The 19,970-nt window shown below is 64.1% G+C and carries 20 protein-coding genes; 5 read left to right on the top strand and 15 right to left on the bottom strand.

Features of this window, described 5'->3' with window-relative positions; genetic code table 11:
• Window positions 1–58: 58 nt before the first annotated feature.
• Window positions 59–949, top strand: coding sequence for a LysR family transcriptional regulator (locus XI06_RS09200; protein WP_271605107.1), 891 nt, complete (start codon window positions 59–61; stop codon window positions 947–949).
• A gap of 9 nt (window positions 950–958) precedes the next feature.
• On the opposite strand, the gene XI06_RS09195 is transcribed toward XI06_RS09200, so the two are convergent.
• From XI06_RS09195 to XI06_RS09175, 5 genes are all read right to left on the bottom strand, one after another.
• Window positions 959–1,567, bottom strand: coding sequence for a hypothetical protein (locus XI06_RS09195; RefSeq protein WP_271605106.1), 609 nt, complete (start codon window positions 1,565–1,567; stop codon window positions 959–961).
• 98 nt (window positions 1,568–1,665) lie between these two features.
• The gene (locus tag XI06_RS09190) at window positions 1,666–2,103 is read right to left on the bottom strand and encodes an acyl-CoA thioesterase (RefSeq protein ID WP_271605105.1); all 438 of its coding nucleotides are present in this window, start codon (window positions 2,101–2,103) and stop codon (window positions 1,666–1,668) included.
• Entirely contained in the window at window positions 2,103–3,011 is a 909-nt protein-coding gene (locus XI06_RS09185; RefSeq protein ID WP_237869692.1) for a fumarylacetoacetate hydrolase family protein, read from the bottom strand. The genes XI06_RS09190 and XI06_RS09185 overlap by 1 nt, the downstream gene beginning before the upstream one ends.
• A 45-nt stretch (window positions 3,012–3,056) precedes the next feature.
• Window positions 3,057–4,163 (bottom strand): cupin domain-containing protein, encoded by a 1,107-nt coding sequence (locus XI06_RS09180; protein ID WP_271605104.1) that lies wholly within the window; start codon window positions 4,161–4,163, stop codon window positions 3,057–3,059.
• A gap of 15 nt (window positions 4,164–4,178) precedes the next feature.
• Entirely contained in the window at window positions 4,179–5,192 is a 1,014-nt protein-coding gene (locus XI06_RS09175) for a carbon-nitrogen hydrolase family protein (RefSeq protein ID WP_237869694.1), read from the bottom strand.
• 129 nt (window positions 5,193–5,321) lie between these two features.
• Between XI06_RS09175 and XI06_RS09170 the strand changes: the two genes are divergently transcribed.
• From XI06_RS09170 to XI06_RS09155, 4 genes are read left to right on the top strand one after another with little or no spacing between them, the layout of a single operon-like run.
• The gene (locus tag XI06_RS09170) at window positions 5,322–7,481 is read left to right on the top strand and encodes a thiamine pyrophosphate-dependent enzyme (protein WP_237869695.1); all 2,160 of its coding nucleotides are present in this window, start codon (window positions 5,322–5,324) and stop codon (window positions 7,479–7,481) included.
• Complete coding sequence (locus XI06_RS09165) at window positions 7,478–9,043, top strand: indolepyruvate oxidoreductase subunit beta family protein (protein WP_271605103.1); 1,566 nt, start codon at window positions 7,478–7,480, stop codon at window positions 9,041–9,043. The genes XI06_RS09170 and XI06_RS09165 overlap by 4 nt, the downstream gene beginning before the upstream one ends.
• A gap of 17 nt (window positions 9,044–9,060) precedes the next feature.
• A complete protein-coding gene (locus XI06_RS09160; protein ID WP_237858987.1) occupies window positions 9,061–9,555 on the top strand; it encodes a MarR family winged helix-turn-helix transcriptional regulator in 495 nt (164 codons plus the stop codon).
• A 56-nt stretch (window positions 9,556–9,611) separates the two neighbouring features.
• Window positions 9,612–10,037: a MarR family winged helix-turn-helix transcriptional regulator gene (locus XI06_RS09155; RefSeq protein WP_237858988.1), complete on the top strand. Its 426-nt coding sequence runs from the start codon at window positions 9,612–9,614 to the stop codon at window positions 10,035–10,037.
• On the opposite strand, the gene XI06_RS09150 is transcribed toward XI06_RS09155, so the two are convergent.
• The 10 genes from XI06_RS09150 to XI06_RS09105 all read right to left on the bottom strand — a co-directional run bounded on the left by XI06_RS09150 (window position 10,034) and on the right by XI06_RS09105 (window position 19,968).
• Window positions 10,034–10,762: an SDR family NAD(P)-dependent oxidoreductase gene (locus XI06_RS09150; RefSeq protein WP_271605102.1), complete on the bottom strand. Its 729-nt coding sequence runs from the start codon at window positions 10,760–10,762 to the stop codon at window positions 10,034–10,036. The genes XI06_RS09155 and XI06_RS09150 overlap by 4 nt on opposite strands.
• 15 nt (window positions 10,763–10,777) lie before the next feature.
• A complete protein-coding gene (locus tag XI06_RS09145; RefSeq protein WP_271605101.1) occupies window positions 10,778–12,394 on the bottom strand; it encodes an ATP-dependent acyl-CoA ligase in 1,617 nt (538 codons plus the stop codon).
• Between the two features lie 7 nt (window positions 12,395–12,401).
• On the bottom strand, window positions 12,402–12,878 hold the full coding sequence (locus XI06_RS09140) for an aromatic-ring-hydroxylating dioxygenase subunit beta (RefSeq protein ID WP_237858995.1): 477 nt from the start codon (window positions 12,876–12,878) through the stop codon (window positions 12,402–12,404).
• Window positions 12,875–14,215, bottom strand: coding sequence for a Rieske 2Fe-2S domain-containing protein (locus tag XI06_RS09135; RefSeq protein WP_237858997.1), 1,341 nt, complete (start codon window positions 14,213–14,215; stop codon window positions 12,875–12,877). The genes XI06_RS09140 and XI06_RS09135 overlap by 4 nt, the downstream gene beginning before the upstream one ends.
• An 18-nt stretch (window positions 14,216–14,233) precedes the next feature.
• A complete protein-coding gene (locus XI06_RS09130) occupies window positions 14,234–15,184 on the bottom strand; it encodes a PDR/VanB family oxidoreductase (protein WP_271605100.1) in 951 nt (316 codons plus the stop codon).
• Window positions 15,185–15,376: 192 nt separating this feature from the next.
• A complete protein-coding gene (locus XI06_RS09125) occupies window positions 15,377–16,426 on the bottom strand; it encodes a LacI family DNA-binding transcriptional regulator (RefSeq protein WP_271605099.1) in 1,050 nt (349 codons plus the stop codon).
• Window positions 16,423–17,067, bottom strand: coding sequence for a ThuA domain-containing protein (locus tag XI06_RS09120; protein ID WP_237859003.1), 645 nt, complete (start codon window positions 17,065–17,067; stop codon window positions 16,423–16,425). The genes XI06_RS09125 and XI06_RS09120 overlap by 4 nt, the downstream gene beginning before the upstream one ends.
• Before the next feature lie 10 nt (window positions 17,068–17,077).
• Window positions 17,078–18,175: a Gfo/Idh/MocA family protein gene (locus tag XI06_RS09115; protein WP_271605098.1), complete on the bottom strand. Its 1,098-nt coding sequence runs from the start codon at window positions 18,173–18,175 to the stop codon at window positions 17,078–17,080.
• A 22-nt stretch (window positions 18,176–18,197) separates the two neighbouring features.
• Window positions 18,198–19,046: a carbohydrate ABC transporter permease gene (locus XI06_RS09110; RefSeq protein WP_237859005.1), complete on the bottom strand. Its 849-nt coding sequence runs from the start codon at window positions 19,044–19,046 to the stop codon at window positions 18,198–18,200.
• A complete protein-coding gene (locus XI06_RS09105; RefSeq protein WP_249798035.1) occupies window positions 19,039–19,968 on the bottom strand; it encodes a carbohydrate ABC transporter permease in 930 nt (309 codons plus the stop codon). Before XI06_RS09105 ends, XI06_RS09110 begins: the two co-directional genes overlap by 8 nt.
• Between the last annotated feature and the right edge of the window lie 2 nt (window positions 19,969–19,970).

The following is a 19,970-nucleotide window of genomic DNA, read 5'->3' as shown; positions in this document are numbered from 1 at the left end:
CAACCGCGATCAGCCCGGCGGCGCGGCCGGGTCGCTCACCAAATCACAGGTGGACCGTATGGATTTGCTTGCCCTCACCGATTTCAACCTGGTTGCACGACATGGAGGCTTCGGGAAAGCCGCCCGAGCCTCTGGACGGCCGAAGGCAACGCTCTCTCGCCGGGTCTCCGAGTTGGAGAGCAGCCTTGATCTGCGCCTGTTCGAGCGCGGCGCGCGGACCGTCAAGCTCACCCAGGAAGGACGAGCGCTTCACGAGCGGACGGCGGCACTCCTCACTGATCTCGAACAGACAGCAGTGGCGATTGCGTCCGGCGGCGACAAGCCGCGCGGAAGGTTGCGGGTCAGCGCACCGCTAGTGTTTTCGCAGACCGCGATGGGAAAGCTGGCTGCCGGCTTCGCGCTGAAATATCCTGAGGTCCGCCTCGAGATCACGACGGAAGACCGTTCCGTCGACATGATCGAGGAAGGCTATGATCTCGTGATCAGGGTCAATCCGGATCCGGATGAAACGCTGGTCGGACGAATTCTGATGCGCGATCGGCTGGTGGTGGTGGCGAGCCCCGACCTGAAGCGTCCGAAAAGCGATCGCGCCGTTCCGACCGTGGTACGGGGCGCGGGCGATCTGGGCCCTGGCTGGGACGTGACTGCACGCGGCCGGAAAATTCGGATCCCGACCGATCCGGTGCTTCGCCTGTCATCGCTCATCATGGTCCGCGACGCCGTCCGCGCCGGCGTGGGTGCCGCGCGCCTTCCCGTGTCGCTCGTCAGTCACGATCTCAGTGCCGGCAAGCTCGTCCATTGGGGCGATGTCGACGGGCCGCCGATCGCGCTCTGGGCACTCTATCCATCGCGCAGATTGCTGAGTGCCCGGGTATCGGCCTTCCTGGATTTCCTCAAGGCAGCCTTCCCCTCGGGTACGCCTGAGGAACTCGCCGCCTTCATCGATTAGGCGACCGCCTCATATCCTGTCTTTCCTCACCACCCGCGTCAGCATCGGAAAATGCTTGTTGCCGCCTGCGAATGGCGGGAATTTCACGAAGTCGGCGCGCATGTGCTTGATCACGTCGGAGCCGAGCGCGTGCGCGAGGGCCTGCGGGCTGTCGAACACCAGCTTGTTGCGCTGCATGTGCTCGACGCGCTGCGACGGCAGGCGGTCGATCCAATCAATGCGGGTGTAGATCTCGATCTGGCGGACATCAGGGAAGGTCCGCATGATCGATGGGTGATGCTCGAGATAATGCAGGTTCCAGGCGTTCATGTCCTCGGCCGGGCCGGGATAGTGGACGAGGTAGCTGCACGGCGTTGTCGTCCCTGCCGGATGATCCGCGACATCGACGGGGAATGCGCGTGTCAGCATCACCTGGTGCGTAACGTCGAGCCCGGTGAGGCCGGCGTGTCCGGCCCCTATCGCGAGGCAGGCAAGGATGCTGCCGCCGTCCATCGCCGCCTCGCAGGCGAACAGGTCGGGAAAGCGCAGTTGAAGCGCAAACACGGGGCCTGAGCCGTCGGCCTTGTAGGGATGATCGACCGACTGTTCGAGCGGCGTGAACAGCAGGGCCTCGGTCATGTCAGGGATCGATCCGACCAAGTCCGCCGCGGCGTCCACCTCGTCAGGGCGTACTCGCCGTTGACCCGTGGAATCGGAGAATGTCATGAACAGCGAGATCATGCCGGTGTTGCCTCGGTCCCCTCACCCGCGGTCACATGGGCCATGAGCGCAGCTCTGATGTCGTCGGGCCATGGGATCGCATGATGATCGACCAGCGAGGTCGCGGCCAGGATCTGGCGCGCGCGCCAACGCGGGCCGTTCGCGCCTGATATGACATGATCCAGATGGAGCGAGGAACCGCCGACCTTGATGATACGCAGATTGAAGATCAAGAGATCGCCGAACATCGACGGACGCGAAAAGTCGCAGGCGAGATGCACCGTCGGCGTCCCGATCTTCCTGATGGTGATCAGCTCCGGCCATGGAAAGCCGACTTCAACCCAGAAGTCCTCGACGACACCGTTGAGGATGTTCAGATAGGACGGGAAGTACGCGATGCCCGAGGGGTCGCAGTCTCCGAACCTGAGCTCGCGATCGAACGAGAAGACCGTCATCAGATCGCAACGACGGGATGCCTGAGGACGCCGACGCCGTCGACCCCGGCCTCGACCACGTCGCCCGGCCACAGCCATTCCTGCGGGCTCATGCCGGCGCCGACGCCTTCAGGCGTCCCTGTCGCGATGATGTCGCCCGGCTCGAGCGTCATGCCCGACGAAATGTCCGAGATCAGCACCGGGATGTCGAAGATCATGTATTTGGTGTTGGAGTCCTGCTTCATGACGCCGTTCTTGGTCAACCACAGCCTGAGATCGTGCGGATCGGGAATCTCGTCCGCGGTGACGATGCAGGGGCCGAACGGCGCATAGGTGTCCATGCCCTTGGAGAATATCCACTGCCCGGCGCGGCGGTTGTCGCGCGCGGAAATGTCGATCATCACGGAATAGCCGAACACGTGGTCCATCGCCTTGTCGGTGGAGATGCGCGTTGCGGTCTTGCCGATGATGACGGCGAGCTCGACCTCCCAGTCGAGCTGCTGCGTCATCTTGGCATTGTGATGGATCGCACCGCCCGGTCCGACGACCGATGTCGGCGGCTTGGAGAAGACGACCGGCTGCTTCGGCAGGTCCTTGCTGGTGTCGAGGCTCTTGGCCGACTCCGCCACGTGCGCGCGGTAGTTCAGCCCGATGCCGAAGATGTTTTTGCGCGGACGCGGGATCGGAGCTTGCAGCCTGACGTCCTCGACTGCGACGGCAGAGCCAGCCGGAAAGCGGCCATTGGCGTCCTCCAGTGCCTCCTTAAGCGCAGGCAGCAGGGTCACGCTGTTGTCGATGAACGACAGCATATCATCGGGCCATGTCACGCCGCTGGACGCACCGAGGTGCTCGACATCGACGACCAGTCCGCCCGCAAGAGCTCCAAGACGGGCACCGCTGTTGCCCAAGGTGTAGGTGACGAGACGCATGAAAGGCTTTACCCGGCTGTTCTGGTTGAATTTTGCAAAGAGATATCAGGCCGCGACCGATTGGTAGCCGCCATTGTCGCCATAAGCCTCTTCCCGGTAGAGCCCGAGGCCTTCGATGACAGGCAGATCGTTGAAGCAGAACAGGCAGGCATCCTCGCTCGCGGAGGCATTGCCGTGCTCGTGCCAGGCCCAGGAGGGAACGCAGAAGATGTCGCGCTCCTCCCATTCGAGCCGCTTGCCGCCGATGATCGAATAGCCGCGCCCCCTGGCGACCTGGTAGAGAAAGCTGCCGGTGTGCCGGTGCGATTTTGTTTTTTCGCCGGGCCGCAGCAATTGCATGCTGGCGCCGATCGTCTGCATGACGTGACCGCCGGTGATCGGATTGACGTAGTTCATGAGCGTGCCGTCGTAAGGCGAGCCGTCCGTCGCCGCGGCGTATTTCTGCAAGGACTCGTAGGTCGGCTCCCACTCATATTTGAACATGGGGGAATAGCCCTTCGCCCATTTCGAGCCGGCTGGACGAAGACCGGGATTGCCCCAGGTCTTGGTCATGTCGTCGACGGGATAGCCTGACGGCTCCTGCTGGAGCTTTGGATGCACGACGAAGAAATTGGCTTCCAGCGCATTGACCAGCGGAATGTCGAGGCCATCCTGCCAGATGCACACCGAGCCGTTGCCCTCGACGCCGTGCTCGTGCCAGGTGCCGTTCGGCGTCAGCACGAAATCCCGCGCGCCCAGCGTCATCTTGTGGCCGTCGACGACGGTGTAGGCGCCCGCGCCTTCCATGATGAAGCGCAGGGCCGAGGCCGAATGGGCATGGGCCGTGGCGACCTCGCCGGGATGCATGACCTGCAATCCCGAATAGAGCCAGCCGACCGCGGCGGACACATCGCGCCTTCCAGGATTGTTGAGATAGATCACCCGCCGCCCGGCCTTCTCCGGCGAGACCAGCTCGACCGAGCGCAGCACATGCTCGCGCAGATCCTTGTAGCGCCAGAGCACGGGGACTGAGGCAGATTGCGGCGCCCACGGCTCGATCTTGTTGGCGACAGTCCAGAGCGCGCCGGCCTCGTACTTTTCGAGATCCTTGTAATAGGCCTTGAGCTCGGGCGTATCCTCGACATTGGCCCGACCGATCACGTTCTCGCGCATGCTGTCCTCCAAAGTCTATTCCGATCTCAGCGGGATCGGCGTAAAGCTCTGCTCCGCGGCGTCGCCCTCGCCTGCGATGCCCAGCGGCGCCAGGGGACGCCTGTTGACCCGCAAATCAAAGACGTCGAACCGGTTGTAGTGACCGACGATGTCGTGCATCTGCTTCGGCTGAATGCAGCGCTCGAGATCGATGTCGGCATAGACGATTCCTTCGTCGTCGATCAGCGATGCGCCGACCACGCGCCCGTCGGGGCCGATGATGCCGGAGAATGCGCTCGATTTGCGCTGCAGCCGTGCACGCGCGTCGGGAACGATGGTCTCCATCGCGGTGATGATCTCCTCCGAAACGGTCGAGCAGGAGACGATGGTAAAGATCTTGCCTTCGAAGGAATGGGCGATGGCGCGCAGCTTGATCGCCTCCGCCATGTCATAGTCCGGCGGCGCGACGGGAAGCGAGATGTAGCTGGCGACGTGCACGAGCTCACCCTGGCCGAGCAGCGCAAAGCGCGCGAGCGTGTTGGTGTTCTCGCCGCAGGCAAGGCCGCCGAGACGCCCGATCTCGGTATCATAGACGCGCAGGCTCGATCCGTCACCGCCGGTCCAGGTCAGCTTCTCTGCCCAGGTCGGCACCAGCTTGCGATGCTTGCCGAGCAGTGCGCCATCCGGCCCGATGAAAACAAGCGTATTGTAGATCGCGCCGAGCGAGACCGGGCTGCGCTCGTTCACGCCGAGCACAACATAGCAACTGCAATCGCGCGCGGCCTTCCTGACGACGTCGACCTCCGGGCCCGGCACCAGCACCGAGACCTTTGCGAGCTTCTCGAACCACGCGCTGCCGGTGACGGGATCGGTGATCCAGTTCCAATAGGGGTAACCGGGCACGAATACTTCGGGGAACGCGACGAGTTTCGCGCCGTTGGCCGCGGCCTCACGCACCAGTGAGGCGGCTTTGTCGGCGGTCGCGCTCGCGTTGAGATAGACTGGTGAAGCCTGGACGGCGGCGGCTCTAAAGCGAGGCAGCTTCAGCATCGGCCCTACCCTGTCGGCTCGCTCATGACCGCCTTGCCGAAAGAGACCATCCGCAGGCGTGATAGCATGGCGCGGCGTTGACTTACTTCACATGTAAACGTATGCTATCGCATATTTCTGGAGGGTGCAATGGCTGAACGTTCCTTTGCTCGTGAGGTCGAGGATCTCCGGCTCGGCGACGGCGACACCTTCCGCGGCGAAGGCATCCTCGCCATCACCAAGGCGCTGCTGCAATCCGGCGTCGCCTATGTCGGCGGCTACCAGGGCTCGCCGATCTCGCATCTGATGGACGTGCTCGCCGACGCCAAGGACGTGCTCGACGATCTCGGCGTCGTGTTCCAGAGCTCCGCCAACGAAGCGGCCGCCGCGGCGATGCTGTCGGCCTCGGTGATGTATCCCCTGCGCGGCGCGGTGGCGTGGAAATCCACCGTCGGCACCAACGTCGCCTCCGACGCGCTCGCCAATCTCGCCTCGGGCGGCGTCACCGGCGGCACCATGATCATCGTCGGCGAGGATTATGGCGAGGGCTCCTCCATCATGCAGGAGCGCACGCATGCGTTTGCGATGAAGTCACAGATGTGGCTGCTCGATCCTCGTCCCGAGCATGAATGCATCGTCAATCTCATCGAGAAGGGCTTTGAGCTCTCCGAGTTCTCCAACACGCCCGTCATGCTCGAGGTGCGCGTGCGCGCCTGTCACATGCACGGCAGCTTTGCCTGCAAGGACAACCGCAAGCCGGCGCACACCATCAAGGACGCGCTGAACAATCCCAAGCGTGACGTCAACCGCATCGTGCTGCCACCGGCGGCCTATGAGCACGAGCAGGAGAAAATCAAGACGCGGATGCCCGCGGCCATCGGCTTCATCCGCGACAACAAGCTGAACGAATGGATGGGACCGACGCAGGGCAAGGTCGGCATCATCATGCAAGGCGGCATGTACAACAATGTCATCCGCGCGCTGCAATATCTTGGGCTGTCAGACGCCTACGGCAACACGCAAGTGGCGCTCTACGTCATGAACGTCACCTACCCCGTGATCGACACCGAGGTCGCGGAGTTCTGCGCCGGCAAGGACGCCGTGCTCATCGTCGAAGAGGGACAGCCGGAATATCTGGAGCAGGCCATCAACACGGTGCTGCGCCGCAAGGACATTCAGGCGCGCGTTCACGGCAAGGATGTGCTGCCGATGGGCGGCGACTATACCGCGCAAGTGCTGCTCGGCGGCGTCAGGGAATTTCTGGAGAAGACCGAGCCGCGGCTGCTCGGCAACCGGCCGCCGGCGCCGGATGCCGCGCCCGTGCTCAATCACCCCGCGGTCGAGAAGCTCAAGCAGGTGGTGCCGGCGCGCCCGCCCGGGCTCTGCACCGGCTGCCCGGAACGGCCGATCTTCGCCGCCATGAAGCTGGTCGAGGAAGAGCTCGGCCAGCACCACGTCTCCGCCGACATCGGCTGCCATCTGTTCTCGATCCTGCCGCCGTTCAACATCGGAGCAACCACGATGGGCTTCGGCCTCGGCCCGGCCTCGACCTCGGCCTTCAACGTCAAGGCCGACAAGCGCTCGATCGCGGTGATGGGCGATGGCGGCTTCTGGCACAACGGATTGACCAGCGGCATCGGCAATGCCGTGTTCAACAAGCATGACGGTGTCTTCGTCATCGTCGACAATTTCTACACTTCGGCGACCGGCGGTCAGGACATCCTGTCCTCGCGCGCGATCAACAAGCGGCGCGACACCAACAATTCGATCGTCAAGGCGGTGAAGGGCATCGGCGGGCAATGGGTGCGCCAGCTCGACCGCACCTACGACGTCGCCAAGATGCGCGACATTCTGAAGGAGGCGCTGACGACCAAGGACGAAGGCCCCAAGGTCATTGTCGCCTCCTCCGAATGCATGCTGAACAAGCAGCGCCGCGTGAAGCCGCAGATCAACAAGGCGATCAAGGACGGCGTGCGCATCGTCAAGGAGCGCTTTGGCGTCGACGAGGATGTCTGCACCGGCGACCACGCCTGCATCCGCCTCTCCGGCTGCCCGTCGCTGTCGGTGAAGCAGCTCGACGATCCCCTGCGCGACGATCCCGTCGCGGCGATCGACAATTCCTGCGTCGGTTGCGGCAATTGCGGCGAGGTCTCGGAGGCCGCCGTGCTCTGCCCCTCGTTCTACCGCGCCGACGTGATTCACAATCCGACCGGCTGGGACAAGTTCAAATCGAAGATCGCGATGAACGTGATCGGCTGGCTGCAGCGGCGGCGCGACCGCCGCCGGCCGGCGCTCGAGGCACTGGCATGAGGGACGAGACGGTCCGGCTGGCCCTGCCCGCTTCAGGCGAAGCGACCGAGCGGCCGATCTCGATCGCGATCGTCGCGATGGGCGGCCAGGGCGGCGGCGTGCTGACAGACTGGATCGTGCAGCTCGCCGAGAACCACGGCTGGGTCGCGCAATCGACCTCCGTGCCCGGCGTTGCCCAGCGTACCGGCGCCACGATCTATTACATCGAGGCGATGCCGCCGCTTGACGGCCGCAAGCCGATCCTGTCGCTGATGCCGACGCCCGGCGATGTCGACGTGGTGATGGCGGCGGAGTTCATGGAGGCCGGCCGCTCGATCCTGCGCGGCCTGGTGACGCCTGACCGTACCACGCTGATCGCGTCCAATCACCGCTCGTTCGCGGTTGGCGAGAAGATCGCGCCGGGCAACGGTATCGCCGACAGCGGCGCCGTCACCGGCGCCATTGGCATTGCGGCGAAGACCGAGATTATCTTCGATCTGAATGCGCTCGCGATCGCGCATGGCAGCGTCATCTCGGCCGCGATGTTCGGCGCGCTCGCCGCGGCCGGTGTGCTGCCGTTCAGCCGCGACAGCTATCTCGACGTGATTCGCGCCGGCGGCAAAGGCGCCAAGGCCAGCGTCGAGACGTTCGAGGCTGCCTTCGCGCGGGTCAAATCCGGTCCGGCCGAGGTTGCAGCCCCGACGCAAGCGATACCGGTCAGCAAGATCCCCTCGTCCGCAATCTCAGATCCGCAGCTCAGCGCACTGATCGCAAGATTGAACCAGGAACTGCCCGCGCCTGCGCTTGCCATGGCGCGCGCGGGCTTGCGCAAGGTTGTCGACTTCCAGGACGTCGCCTATGGCGGCGAATATCTCGATATCCTCAAGGTCCTGCACGCGGCCGACCGAAGCGCTGGCGGCGGCGCGCACGCCTATGCCTTCACGGAGGTCGCGGCAAAGTACCTCGCCAACGCCATGAGCTATGACGACGTGATCCGCGTCGCCGACCTCAAGACCCGCGCCGGTCGCCGCACGCGCATCGAGAACGAGCTCGAGATGTCGGACGGAGAGGTGCTGCAGACCACGGAATTCATGCATCCGCGCATGGAGGAAGTGATGGGCATGCTGCCCGTGGGCGTCAGCCGCTGGCTTGGCGCGCGACCGCGCCTGCTCGGCTGGCTCGATCGGCGTGTCAACAAAGGGCGCCGAGTGAAGACCTATTCGCTGCCCTGGTTCCTGGCGCTCTATGTCGTCGGCGGGATGCGCGGCTTGCGCCGCCGCTCGCTCCGTCACGCCGTCGAGACGGCGCACCGGGATGCCTGGCTCAGGGCCGCGACCGACGCTGTCGCCAACAGTTACCAGCTCGGCGTCGAAATCCTGCAATGCCGCCGCCTCGTCAAAGGCTATTCCGATACCCACAGCCGCGGCTTGTCGAAATTCGACAGGACGCTCGCTGCGATCAAGCTGGTCGAACGCCGCGAGGATGCCGCCGACTGGGCGCGCCGATTGCGCGAGGCCGCGCTGAAGGACAGCGCTGGCACGGCACTCGACGGCGTAATCCAGACCATCAAGACTTTCGCATGATTCAAACGGACTGGGCGATGCCGGCAGCACTCAAAGAGAACGTTGTTCCCGTGCCCGGGCAGATCGAAACCCGGCTCTGGCTGCAATTGCTGTCGTTGCATGGCGAACTCTTCGCCTCGCTCAATTCGATGCTGAACTCCGAGTTCGGCCTGTCGCTGGCAAAATTCGACGTGCTGGCCCAGCTCGATCGTTACAGGGATGGTCTCGCGCTCGGCCAATTGTCGCAAAACCTGAAGGTCACCGGCGGCAATGTCTCCGGCCTAGTGCAGCGCCTGCTCGCCGACGATCTCATCAGCCGGGAGATGTCGAGCGAGGACCGGCGGTCCTTCATCGTCCGCCTGACGCCGAAGGGCGAAGCACTTTTCAGGAAGGCGGCCGAAATCCACAAGAAACATCTCGCCAAACGGTTCGAGAACGTCCCGGCCCGGGATCTGGACAGCGCGCTGTCCGTGCTGAAATCGCTGTCCTCAAATGATCATACCGAGAGCAAGAAGCAAAGTCGCAAGAGATAATGGCCAGAGAATCCAAGAGCAGATGGAAATCGGGTCCGCCGCGGACGCGGGACCAGTTGCAAACCTACATACCGTATCTGTTCAACCGGCTCGCCAATCGCTGGAACCTCGATCAGAACCGCGACCTCAGCGAGCACGGCATCAACAATGTCGTGTTCCGGACACTGTCGGTGCTGTTCATCTACAAGACCCTGACAGTCAACGAGGTCGCCGTGCTCGCGGTGACCGAGCAGTCGACGGCAAGCCGCATGGTCGAGTCCATGGTGTCATCGGGCCTCGTCAAGCGCGAGATCGCCGAGGAGGACCAGCGCCGCCGCGTCGTCGGGCTGACACCTGACGGAGAGGCGCTGCTGCGCAAGATCTGGCCGATCATGGCGAACAATTACGACAGGCTGATCGAAGGCATCGACCCTGACGACATCGAGGTCTGCGCGCGCGTGCTGGCCAAGATGGTCGAGAATATCAGGCAGAACCAGATTTAGGGGCCAAGGCCGACGAGGCTGGTGCCGCCGCAGACATAGAGCACCTGGCCGGTGACGAAGTCCGAGCGCTCGTCGAGGAAGAACGAGATCGCGTGCGCGACATCCTCGCGCGAGCCGAGCCGGCCGACCGGGACGTTGCGCGCCATCCGCTCCTGCTGCTCGGAGCCTTTCGGGATGATGCCCCAAAAATTGTCGGTCAGGATCGGCCCGGGCGCGACGACGTTCACGGTGATGCCGCTCGCGGCGAGCTCCAGCGCCCAGGTCCGCGCCATGCCGTGCACGCCGGCCTTGGTGGCCGAATAGGCCGATCGCGTCGCCGCCCCCATCGCGGCACGCGACGAGACGAACACGATACGCCCGAAGCGACGCGCGAGCATCCCGTCCAGCGCCGCCTGGGTCAGCAGCATCGGGGCGCCCAGATGCAGCTGCGCCAACATCAGGATGTCTTCCGGCCTGGCATCGGGCAGCAGGTTCGGCAGGATCACGCCGGCATTGTGCACGAGGCGATCGATGGCATGGTCGCGGCAAATCTCCTGCGAGATGGCGCGTGTCTCCTCAAGGTTGGAGAGATCGGCGCAATAGGCTGCGAGCAGTTCGTGCGTCCAGCTCGGCTTCTCCAGCCCGACCGAGACCACGCGCTCCCCGCGCGCGACGAGCTTCTTCGCCAGTGCCTCGCCGATCCCCGAATTGCCGCCGGTGATGAGTGTGGTGCGGATCTCGACCATGATCAGACTCCTCGATCAGACTTGCCGCTTCTTGAGGTCGCGCAGGTCGAAGAACGCACCGTCATGCATCAGCTTGATGACGAAGTCTTTCAGGCCGCCGCGCTGGATCTTCTCGGTTGCCGTCAGCGGCAGGCTGTCGACGAAAGCGATCCAGCCCGGCGCCTTGTAATAGGCCATCTGCTCCAGGCTCCAGCGCACGATCTCCTCGGCGAGCGCACGATCGGCGCCAGCTTGTTCGGCGATGATGACAGCTGCAACCTCATCGCCACGCACCTGATCGGGCGTCGCCGCAACCGCGGCCTGCCGGATCGCAGGATGGCGGTTGAGGACGGATTCGACTTCGACCGCGGCGATGTTCTCGCCGGAGCGACGGATCACGTTCTTCTTGCGGTCGACGAAATGCAGGTCGCCATCGGCATCGCGCGAGACGATATCGCCGGTGTGCAGCCAGCCACCGGCCCACGCCTCGGCGGTGGCGGCCTCGTTCTTGAGATACTCGCGGAAGAAGCCGTATCGCGGGTCCGCGCCGGCGCGCCGCACCAGCAGCTCGCCGGGCGTGTCGCTGGGGGCGTCATTGCCGGCATCATCAACAATACGCACCTCGACCTCGGTGGCCGGGCGGCCGAAACAAGACGTGCCGACCTTGCGCGGCTCGACATTGGCGGCGATGACGCCGCCGCTGCCCGTTTCTGTCATCGCCCAGGCCTCGAGCAGCGGAAAACCGAAGCGCGCCTCGAACGGTGCATGGAGCAGCTTGTCGACACCCGCGCCGAAGCCGAAGCGAACGCTGTGCGCGCGATCTTGCGCCGAAGGCGGTGCGCTCATCAGCATCGAGGGCATCACGCCGAGATAGTGCAGGCAGGTCGCGCGGCTGTCGCGCACCGACGCCCACCAGCTGCGCGGATGGAAGCGATCAAGCATGGTCAGGCAGCCGCCGACCGACAGCATCGCCATCAGCGATACCGCCATCGCATTCATGTGGAACAGCGGCAGCGGCGTGATCATGCGCTCGCCGTCGCCCTTGAGATCGATCAGCCCGCCGACATCGCGATACCAGTTGCCGGAATGCAGGAAATAGCTGTTGGTGAGCACGCAGCCCTTGGGCTGCCCCGTCGTCCCCGAGGTATAGAGCAGCGCGCATTCGCTCGCCTCGGTTCCGGCCGTCGCCGGCCGCACGCCGCCGAAGGGCGCGGGAACGTCGCTCTCGTCCGTCACGACTGGAATCGGCCGGCCGGCCCGACGCGCCGCCGTCTCGACTTCCTCGCGCCGATCGGCAAGGACAAAGGCCGCATTCATCTCAGAATGCGCGATGATGTATTCGAGCTCGCTGAGTCGCAAATCCGGATTGATCGGCACCACGGAGACGCCGAGCGCGTTGAGCGCGAACCACAGCTCGACGAAGACGGGCCTGTTCTGGAGCAGCAATCCGACCCGGTGGCCCTCGCCGTATCCGCGCTCTGCGAACGCCGCGCGCCAGCGTTCGACCCGATCCAGCATGGCGCGGTAGGTGATCTCTCCGGCGGCGATGCCGTAGATCCCGGCGGTTTCCGGCAGCACGTTGAGGAAACCCGCCTCGCCCCGGCGGAGCGCGGTCTCGCGAAAGCGGTCGTAGACTGTGGTCGCAGTAGTCAAAGCAGTCTCACATGAAAAGCTGGATATTGCCGAACGGCGCGTCGAAATTGACGAGATCGACGCGCTTGAGCTTGATCTTCAGGGCATCGCCGACCCGGACAAGATCATGCGAGGCCCAGCCCGAATACCGCTCCAGATTATCGCCGCGCGTCTCGGTGTAGATATAGGACGTCCGCGCCTTGAACACGCCGGCAGCCGGGTCGCACGCCACGATCCGGGGCGACTGGAGCAGATGATGGCAGCGGCTCTTCGGCTTCTGGCTGAAGGTGCGCTCGCCGGCGAGCCGCTCGACCCGGACCTTCAACAGCAGCAGGTCCTCATACATCAAGGACGGCTGCAGCACCGGGTCCTGCTGCTGCCATTCCAACGGCATCCAGTAGCGCCCCTCCGGGTGAAACAGATCGAGCCAAGCCTGCCACTGCATCGTGTCAAGCAGCTCGGCCTCTTCGTAAATGAAGTCCGTGATGGTCTTCTCGCTGATCATTCCGCCGCCTCGATGCGCTTGTCCATGTCCATGGTCATGAATTTCGCCCAGGCGTGGAACTGGTTTCGCATCTGCCGTTCGGACGTGCCGTTGATCACGGCCGTCACGTCCTGCTCTTCATGGCCGTCGTAGAGCCGCCGCAGATTGACCCATTGATTGCCGTTTGACTTCAGCCCTTCCTGGGCCCGCTCGTACATTTCGAGATCGTCGTGCCCGACAATCGAGGTCGGCGCATTGATGAAGCGGTTGTACATCAACGCGCGCTCGTAGAGCTTGTCGGGCGCGCCAACCAGGCGATAGACCCAGCTTTCGACCAGCGTCTTGTCGACCGCTACAGGGATGAAATTGCGCAGGATCTGCACCGCGCCCTTCACCATGATGTTCGGGAAGTACACCGTGTTGTGTCTGACCTCGCCGAGGATCTCGTGGGCCCGCTGCTCGCCATAGGCCGCGACCATCTGGTCGAGATATCCAGGGATATCCTGATAGTTCGAATGGATCGAGTTGGCGACGCCGGTGTGGCCGTGGCCGTTCGGCCAGATCCTGATGCCGCTCTGCTCGTAGAACTCGTACGGGCTCATGAAGGGACCGTAGAGCTGCACCGCCATCGGCGTCTCCGTGGCATCGCCCTGCTCGCGCTTCCAGACCTTGACGGCGGTGCCGGCCGAGCTCTCATGCGCGACCATGGGATGGCAGGTGTCGGTCTGGTTCTCGACCAGCATCTTCCAATTGCAGGTGTGCATGTAGCGGATCGGCGTCGCCTGGACTGCGAGTTTCCCCTCCGGCGAGCGGTCGACCATGTTGTCGATGGTCGAAAGGCTCTCGCCGAAATAATCCTCGAAGGACACGCCTGAATCGCTGAGGCGGGCGAAGATGAAATCGCGGTAGATGACGACGTTCCTGACCTTCGACAGCCCCTCATTCGCCTGGGTGTCGCCGAAGCCGGTGCCCTCATAGCCCTTCTTCAAGGGGATCGCGAGCAGCGAGCCGTCGGTCTTGAACGACCAGGCGTGATAGGGGCAGCGGAAGAACTTTCCGGTGTTGCCGCAGGGTTCCGAGGCAATCTTCACGCCCTTGTGCGGGCAGCGGTTGTAGAAAACGTGGATGGAGCCGTCGGTGTGGCGGCTGGCCATGACGGGCTGCCGGCCGATATTGGCGGTGATGAAGTCGCCTGGCTTTGCCAGCTGGCTCGCATGCCCGACATAGATCCAGCTGTTCGGGAACAGATGCTCCATCTCGAGCTCGAAAATCTCGGGATCGACATAGACGTCGCGGTGCACCTCGGCCTCGCGCACCAGCGCCGCAATCGCCCCGGCATTGCCTCCGTATTTGTTCATGGCGTCCTTCGCCTCCCCCTAGAGATCCAGCACCAGACGTTCCGACTTGGCGCGTGACACGCAGATCTGCATGACCTTGTTGGACGCCTTCTCGTCGTCACTGAGGATGACGTCGCGATGATCAGGCACTCCTTCGATCACCCCGCATTGGCAGATGCCGCAATCGCCACGCTGGCAGTCGTAGAGGACGTCGAGCCCGGCCGCTTCCAGCGCCTGGATGATGGTCTGGCCGGCGGCAACGCCGATGACCCGCCCGGTCGATTTCAGCTCGACCTCGAACGGCCGATCGGGCGATGACGGCTGCTCGGCTTTGAAGAGTTCATAATGAATGCGGCCAGCCGACACGCCGGCGGCAAGCGCGGCGACCTTCACGGCATCGATCATGCCTGAGGGCCCGCAGGCGTAGACGTGGGCGTCTGCGGCGGCATCGGCGAGCGCTGCTGCAATGTCGAGGCGAGACTCGTCGCTGTCGTAGTGGACGGACAGGCCCTTGGCGCAGATCTCCTGCAATTGCGGCAGGAACGCCAGCAGTCCTTGGGTGCGACCCGCATAGTGCAGGCGATACGGGCTACCTCGCGCCGCGAGCTCCGCGGCCATCGACAGGACAGGCGTGATGCCGATGCCGCCGGCAAACAACAGCGCCGGCGCGCTGCCCTCGTGCAGGTGAAAATTGTTGACCGGCGCGCTCGCCTTCACGACATCGCCAACCTTCAGCGCGTGCATGAATTGCGAGCCGCCGGTCGAAGCCTCCTCGCGCAGCACACCGAGCGCCAGCGCATCCTCGGCCAGACCCGGCAACGCCATCAGCGAGTACGGCCGGTCCCCTCCATCAGGAAGCGCCACGCGCAGATGTGCGCCGGCCTGCCAACGCGGCACCATGCCGTCCTCCACGCCAAACACAAGGCTCCGTACGAACGGCGTCTCCGCGACATACGACCTGACCTTGAGCTTGAGCGGATGCGCGTCCATTCAGCCGTCTCGTGAATTATATGAATTTGCATATTTTTAGACATGTAATAATTGGCTGTCAATCGTCGGCGCGGGACAGGCCCGGCAGGGCGCACATGGCGCCTCTAACTAGTTGGGAAGATGAAGCTCTTGGCGCGTTGCGCGTGTGCCGGCCTGAACAGCCCCGCGCGCGCCCCCGACACCATCAGACCGCTACGGCAGATTGTCGCGCAGGAAAATGTCGATCCGGATGCGCTCCTGATCGGGGCTGATCGGCTCTTCCATGCAGTGCGCCAGCAGCACCCGCGCGGCAGAGCGCGCCTCGTGGCCGGGGTCCTGGTTGATGATCGCATCGAGCGTGCCGCGCACCAGGAAGCGCCGCGTATGCTGGGTCAGCTCATGGGTGATCCAGACCACGTCGCGCGCGCGGCCGGATGCCTCGAGTGCCTCGGCAATGCCGCGATTGCCGGCGCCGCAGCAATAGATGCCGCGCAGGTCGGCATGGCGTTTCAGCAGCGCGGCGGTGAGCTCGCGCGTGCGCGCGCTGTCGTCGCGGCCCTCGATGACCGGCAATGTCGCGAGGTTCGGATACTCGCTCGTCAATATCTGATGGAAGCCGAACTGCCGCTCGGTGTGATCGCGCAGCGACAACGATCCCGCGATGACGGCAACCTTGCCCTCGCGGGCGGCAAGAAAGCGCCCCATCAGCGTTGCCGCGGTTCGGCCTGCGGCCGGATTGTCGATGCCGACATAGTGCAGACGGCGCGAGCTTGGCGCGTCCGACACGAGGGTCACTACGGCGACCCCGCGCGCGGTGAGTTCGTCGATCGCGTCGCGTACCTTCGGATGGTCGAGTGCGACCACGGCGACCCCCTGATAGACCGGCGACAAATCATCCAGCGCGCCGGCGAGGACGTCAGGATCGAACACGTCGACGTGGAGGATGTCGATGAAGCCGCGCTGGCCGGCAAGCCAGTCGGCGGCGCGCTGGACCTGCTCGGACAAATTGGTCATGAAGCTGTTGCTGCCGGTCGGCAGCACGAAGGCGAAACGAAACGACTGTCCGCGGGCGAGGCGCGCAGCAGCGACGTCGGCACGATAGCCGAGTTTTGCCACCGCCGCCTCGACACGCGCGACGGTCTTGGCGCGCACGCCCTCCCGCCGGTTGACGACGCGATCGACGGTGGCGAGCGAAACCCCCGCGGCGCGCGCGACATCCTCGAGCGTGGCGCGAACCATGGGCTGGGTCGCGCCTTCAGTCATTCGCGCGCCGCCCACAGCATGCCGCGGGTCATCAACGTCCGGATCTCCGGCACGTCGAGCTCGTAGGCGCGATGACCGAGCGAGGAATAGAACACCCTGCCCACGCCATATTGCTTCTTCCAGACCACCGGCATCACCACGCCATCGATCCAGGATGCGTGCTCGCCGGTAAACGTCGTCGTCGCCAGCACCTCAATCGCGGGGTCGACATGCATGTAATACTGCTCGGAACGATGCTCGAAGCTCTTCAGGCCCTTCATGATGGGATCATCAGGCTTGGTCACGTCGACCTTGTAGTCGATGATGTTGCCGGGATGCGCGACCCATTGCCCGCCGCACATGAACTGGTAGTCGACGGAGTCACGGAACGCGTCGCACATGCCGCCATGATGACCGGCGAGCCCGACGCCGCTTCGCACCGCGGCGCAGAGATTGAGAGCGTCCGCCTTCTCGATCTTCGACATGGTGTAGATCGGGATGATCAGCGAGAGATCATGAATCCCGGGATCGCCGAATGCCTCGGTCGTCGTCTCGATCTGGACTTCGAAGCCTTCCGCCTTCAGCCAGCCGCGGATCATCGAGGCGCACAAATCCGGATCGTGTCCCGGCCAGCCGCCCCATACAATCAATGCCTTGCGCATGCTCATTCCCTCAGTCGATCTGTCCGGTTTCACGTCCGGCCGGCAGCATCGCCGGCCGCTCGACGCGGTTTTCGATCTCGACCCGCCGTCCCTCGTCCGCCGAGATCTGGAACGCCTCCATCACCTCCAGCACATGGAAGGCCAGCGCGCCGCTGGCGCGGTGCGGCCGGTTGTTCAGGATCGCGGAAGCCATGTCGGCGACGCCGATCGAGCGGAATTCGCCTTCGACATGACCGTGCGTCAACGGCATCGTCTCGAATTCGCCGCCGGTCTTGGCGACCTGCACTTCGCCGCCGAAGCGGTTCGGGTCGGGCACCAGCATGCTGCCCTTGTCGCCATAAATCTCGATCGGCGCGTGGCGGTGCTTCGGCACATCGAAGCTCATGGTGATCGAGACGACGGCCCCGCTCTCGAATTCGAGTGTGCCCGCGACGTGGGTCGCCACCTCGACCGGAATCAAGGCCCCGTTCATCGGCTGGCTGGTGACCAAACGCTCGGATCTCGGGCGCGCGGTCGAGCCCATCACACTGGCGACAGGCCCAAGCAGCTGCACGAGATCGGTGATGTAATACGGTCCCATGTCGAGCATCGGCCCGCCGCCGCGCAAATAGTAAAAGCCGGGCGCCGGATGCCAGCGCTCGTGGCCGGGGCAGCCGAAGAAGGCGCTGCCCGCCACGGGCGTGCCGATCGCGCCGTCGTCGACGAGCTTGCGCGCGGTCTGGTGCCCACCGCCGAGGAACGTGTCGGGCGCACAGCCGACGCGAAGGTTCTTCTGCGCGGCGAGATCCATCACCTTGCGGGCTTCCGCGACGTTGATGCCGAGCGGCTTCTCGGAATGGACGTGCTTGCCGGCGTTCAGCACCGCGAGGCTGACATCGGTATGGGCGAGCGGCACGGTGAGATTGACGACGATCTCGACGTCGTCGCGCTTGAGCAGCTGGTCGACCCGCATCGCCGGCAGGTTGAAGGCGGCACCCTGGCGCTCCGCGACATCGCTCCGCATGTCGGCGAGCGCCCTCACCTCCATGACCGGAAAGCGCTGTGCTGCCTTGAGGTAAGCGGTGCTGATGACACCGCAGCCGATGATTCCGACGCCGACTTTTCTCATTTTTGTCTCCGTGAAGTCTTGTTCATCCCTTGACTGCGCCTGCCGTGAGGCCGGCGACGATATGCTTCTGCGCCAGCAGGAACAGAATGATCGTCGGGAGGATGGTGAGCGTGATGAAGGCGAGGATCAGGTGCCACTCGGACGAATATTCGCCCTGGTAAACCATGATGCCGAGCGGCCAGGGATAGAGCGCATCGGTGTTGAGCATTACCAGCGGCAGCAGGTAGGCGTTCCAGCTGTTGACGAAGGTGATGGTGCCGACGGTCGCCAGGATCGGCCGCGACAGCGGCAGCGTCACGTAACGAAAGAACTTGATGTAGCTGCAGCCATCGACCAGCGCGGCCTCCAGCAGTTCATAGGGAATGTCCTTGAAGAAGCGGCGCAGCAGCAGCACGCTCATGGCAAGGCTGAAGGCCACCTGCGGCAGCGCAACGCCGAAATAGGTATCGAGCAGGCCGAGATCGCGCACCTTGATGAACAGCGGCAGCACGGCGGTCGCCGCCGGAAACAACAGGCCGAGCGTCAGATAGCTCAGCAGCATCGACGAGCCGAAGAACCTGACGTGGGCGAAGGTGAACGCCGCCATCGAGGCGACGATCAGCGTCAATGTCACCGTGAGGGTCGAGATGATCAGCGAATTGCGCAGGAGCTGCCAGTAGCGCCCCGAGAACAGGATGTCCGCATAGTTCTGCCACTCCCAATGCTGCGGCAGGCCGAACGGATTGACGCGTAATTCGCCGAGCGATTTGAAGCCGCCGAGCAAGGTCGCAAGCAGCGGCACCAGCACGAAGATGGCAACGATCCCGAGAAATGCCGCCTTGAACAGCACGGCGGGGTCGAACGGGGCGCGGGCAGTCTCGGCACTATTCATCGCGCATGAACCATCGCTTGTAGGTGAAGGCAAAGGTCACGCAGATCGCGAACAGGATGACGCCGATGGCGCTGCCATAGCCGACCCGCATGCGCGAGATGCCGTTGTTGTAGAGGAAGCTGACCATGGTGTTCGAGGAATCCGCCGGCCCCCCGCGCGTCAGCGGCATCACGAGATCGAACAGCTGCAGCGAGCCGACGATGGCGAAGAACACCGAGAGCCGGATGGTCGGGTAGAGCAAGGGGATCACGACATGGCGCAAGGTTTGCGATCGCGTTGCGCCGTCGATCCGCGCCGCCTCGACCAAGGTCTTGTCGAGGCTCTGCAGCGCCGCGATGAACAGCATCATGTGGAAGCCGAAATACTTCCACACGATCACGATCAGCACCGCCAGCATCGCCGTGTCGGTCGAGGCCAACAGATGCGGCGGCTCGGCACCGAAGGTGCGCCAGATCGATGCGACAAGTCCGTAGTCGCCGTCGTAGACGAAGGAGAAGATCAACCCGGTCGCGATCTCCGCCAGAATGTAGGGCATGAAGAACAGCATGCGCAGCGCCACCGCGCCGCGAAACTTCTCGGCCAGCATCAGGGCCAATGTCAGCGCCAGCGGCAGCTGGACCGCGAGCGAGACTGCGATGATCAGCCCGTTGTTGCGCAGCGCGAGCCAGAACGCGCGCGTTTCCAAGACGAAGCGATAGTTATCGAAGCCGATCCAGTGGGTCGGCCTGCCGAAACCGTTCCAGTTGAAGCCCGAGTACCATGCCGCCTCGCCGATCGGCAGCACCACGAACAGCGTGAACAGCAGCAATGCCGGCGGCAGGAACAGGATCAGAACGGTGAAACGACTGTCCCAATGCGGGCCGCGGACCGCGGCCTGAGGAGCCGCCTCGCCGGCAACGCCGACCGGCGAGGTGATCGCCATCC

The sequence above is a fragment of the Bradyrhizobium sp. CCBAU 11434 genome (assembly GCF_028128895.1).
Classification (GTDB): domain Bacteria; phylum Pseudomonadota; class Alphaproteobacteria; order Rhizobiales; family Xanthobacteraceae; genus Bradyrhizobium; species Bradyrhizobium zhengyangense.
This window is presented reverse-complemented; position numbering and strand designations above follow the sequence as displayed.

Excerpts from the sequence above, each read along its gene's own strand:
- XI06_RS09200 (WP_271605107.1), top strand. The coding sequence starts at position 59 with ATGGATTTGCTTGCCCTCACCGATTTCAACCTGGTTGCACGACATGGA.
- XI06_RS09195 (WP_271605106.1), bottom strand. The coding sequence starts at position 1,567 with ATGACCGAGGCCCTGCTGTTCACGCCGCTCGAACAGTCGGTCGATCAT.
- XI06_RS09190 (WP_271605105.1), bottom strand. The coding sequence starts at position 2,103 with ATGACGGTCTTCTCGTTCGATCGCGAGCTCAGGTTCGGAGACTGCGAC.
- XI06_RS09185 (WP_237869692.1), bottom strand. The coding sequence starts at position 3,011 with ATGCGTCTCGTCACCTACACCTTGGGCAACAGCGGTGCCCGTCTTGGA.
- XI06_RS09180 (WP_271605104.1), bottom strand. The coding sequence starts at position 4,163 with ATGCGCGAGAACGTGATCGGTCGGGCCAATGTCGAGGATACGCCCGAG.
- XI06_RS09175 (WP_237869694.1), bottom strand. The coding sequence starts at position 5,192 with ATGCTGAAGCTGCCTCGCTTTAGAGCCGCCGCCGTCCAGGCTTCACCA.
- XI06_RS09170 (WP_237869695.1), top strand. The coding sequence starts at position 5,322 with ATGGCTGAACGTTCCTTTGCTCGTGAGGTCGAGGATCTCCGGCTCGGC.
- XI06_RS09165 (WP_271605103.1), top strand. The coding sequence starts at position 7,478 with ATGAGGGACGAGACGGTCCGGCTGGCCCTGCCCGCTTCAGGCGAAGCG.
- XI06_RS09160 (WP_237858987.1), top strand. The coding sequence starts at position 9,061 with ATGCCGGCAGCACTCAAAGAGAACGTTGTTCCCGTGCCCGGGCAGATC.
- XI06_RS09150 (WP_271605102.1), bottom strand. The coding sequence starts at position 10,762 with ATGGTCGAGATCCGCACCACACTCATCACCGGCGGCAATTCGGGGATC.
- XI06_RS09140 (WP_237858995.1), bottom strand. The coding sequence starts at position 12,878 with ATGATCAGCGAGAAGACCATCACGGACTTCATTTACGAAGAGGCCGAG.
- XI06_RS09135 (WP_237858997.1), bottom strand. The coding sequence starts at position 14,215 with ATGAACAAATACGGAGGCAATGCCGGGGCGATTGCGGCGCTGGTGCGC.
- XI06_RS09130 (WP_271605100.1), bottom strand. The coding sequence starts at position 15,184 with ATGGACGCGCATCCGCTCAAGCTCAAGGTCAGGTCGTATGTCGCGGAG.
- XI06_RS09125 (WP_271605099.1), bottom strand. The coding sequence starts at position 16,426 with ATGACTGAAGGCGCGACCCAGCCCATGGTTCGCGCCACGCTCGAGGAT.
- XI06_RS09120 (WP_237859003.1), bottom strand. The coding sequence starts at position 17,067 with ATGCGCAAGGCATTGATTGTATGGGGCGGCTGGCCGGGACACGATCCG.
- XI06_RS09115 (WP_271605098.1), bottom strand. The coding sequence starts at position 18,175 with ATGAGAAAAGTCGGCGTCGGAATCATCGGCTGCGGTGTCATCAGCACC.
- XI06_RS09110 (WP_237859005.1), bottom strand. The coding sequence starts at position 19,046 with ATGAATAGTGCCGAGACTGCCCGCGCCCCGTTCGACCCCGCCGTGCTG.
- XI06_RS09105 (WP_249798035.1), bottom strand. The coding sequence starts at position 19,968 with ATGGCGATCACCTCGCCGGTCGGCGTTGCCGGCGAGGCGGCTCCTCAG.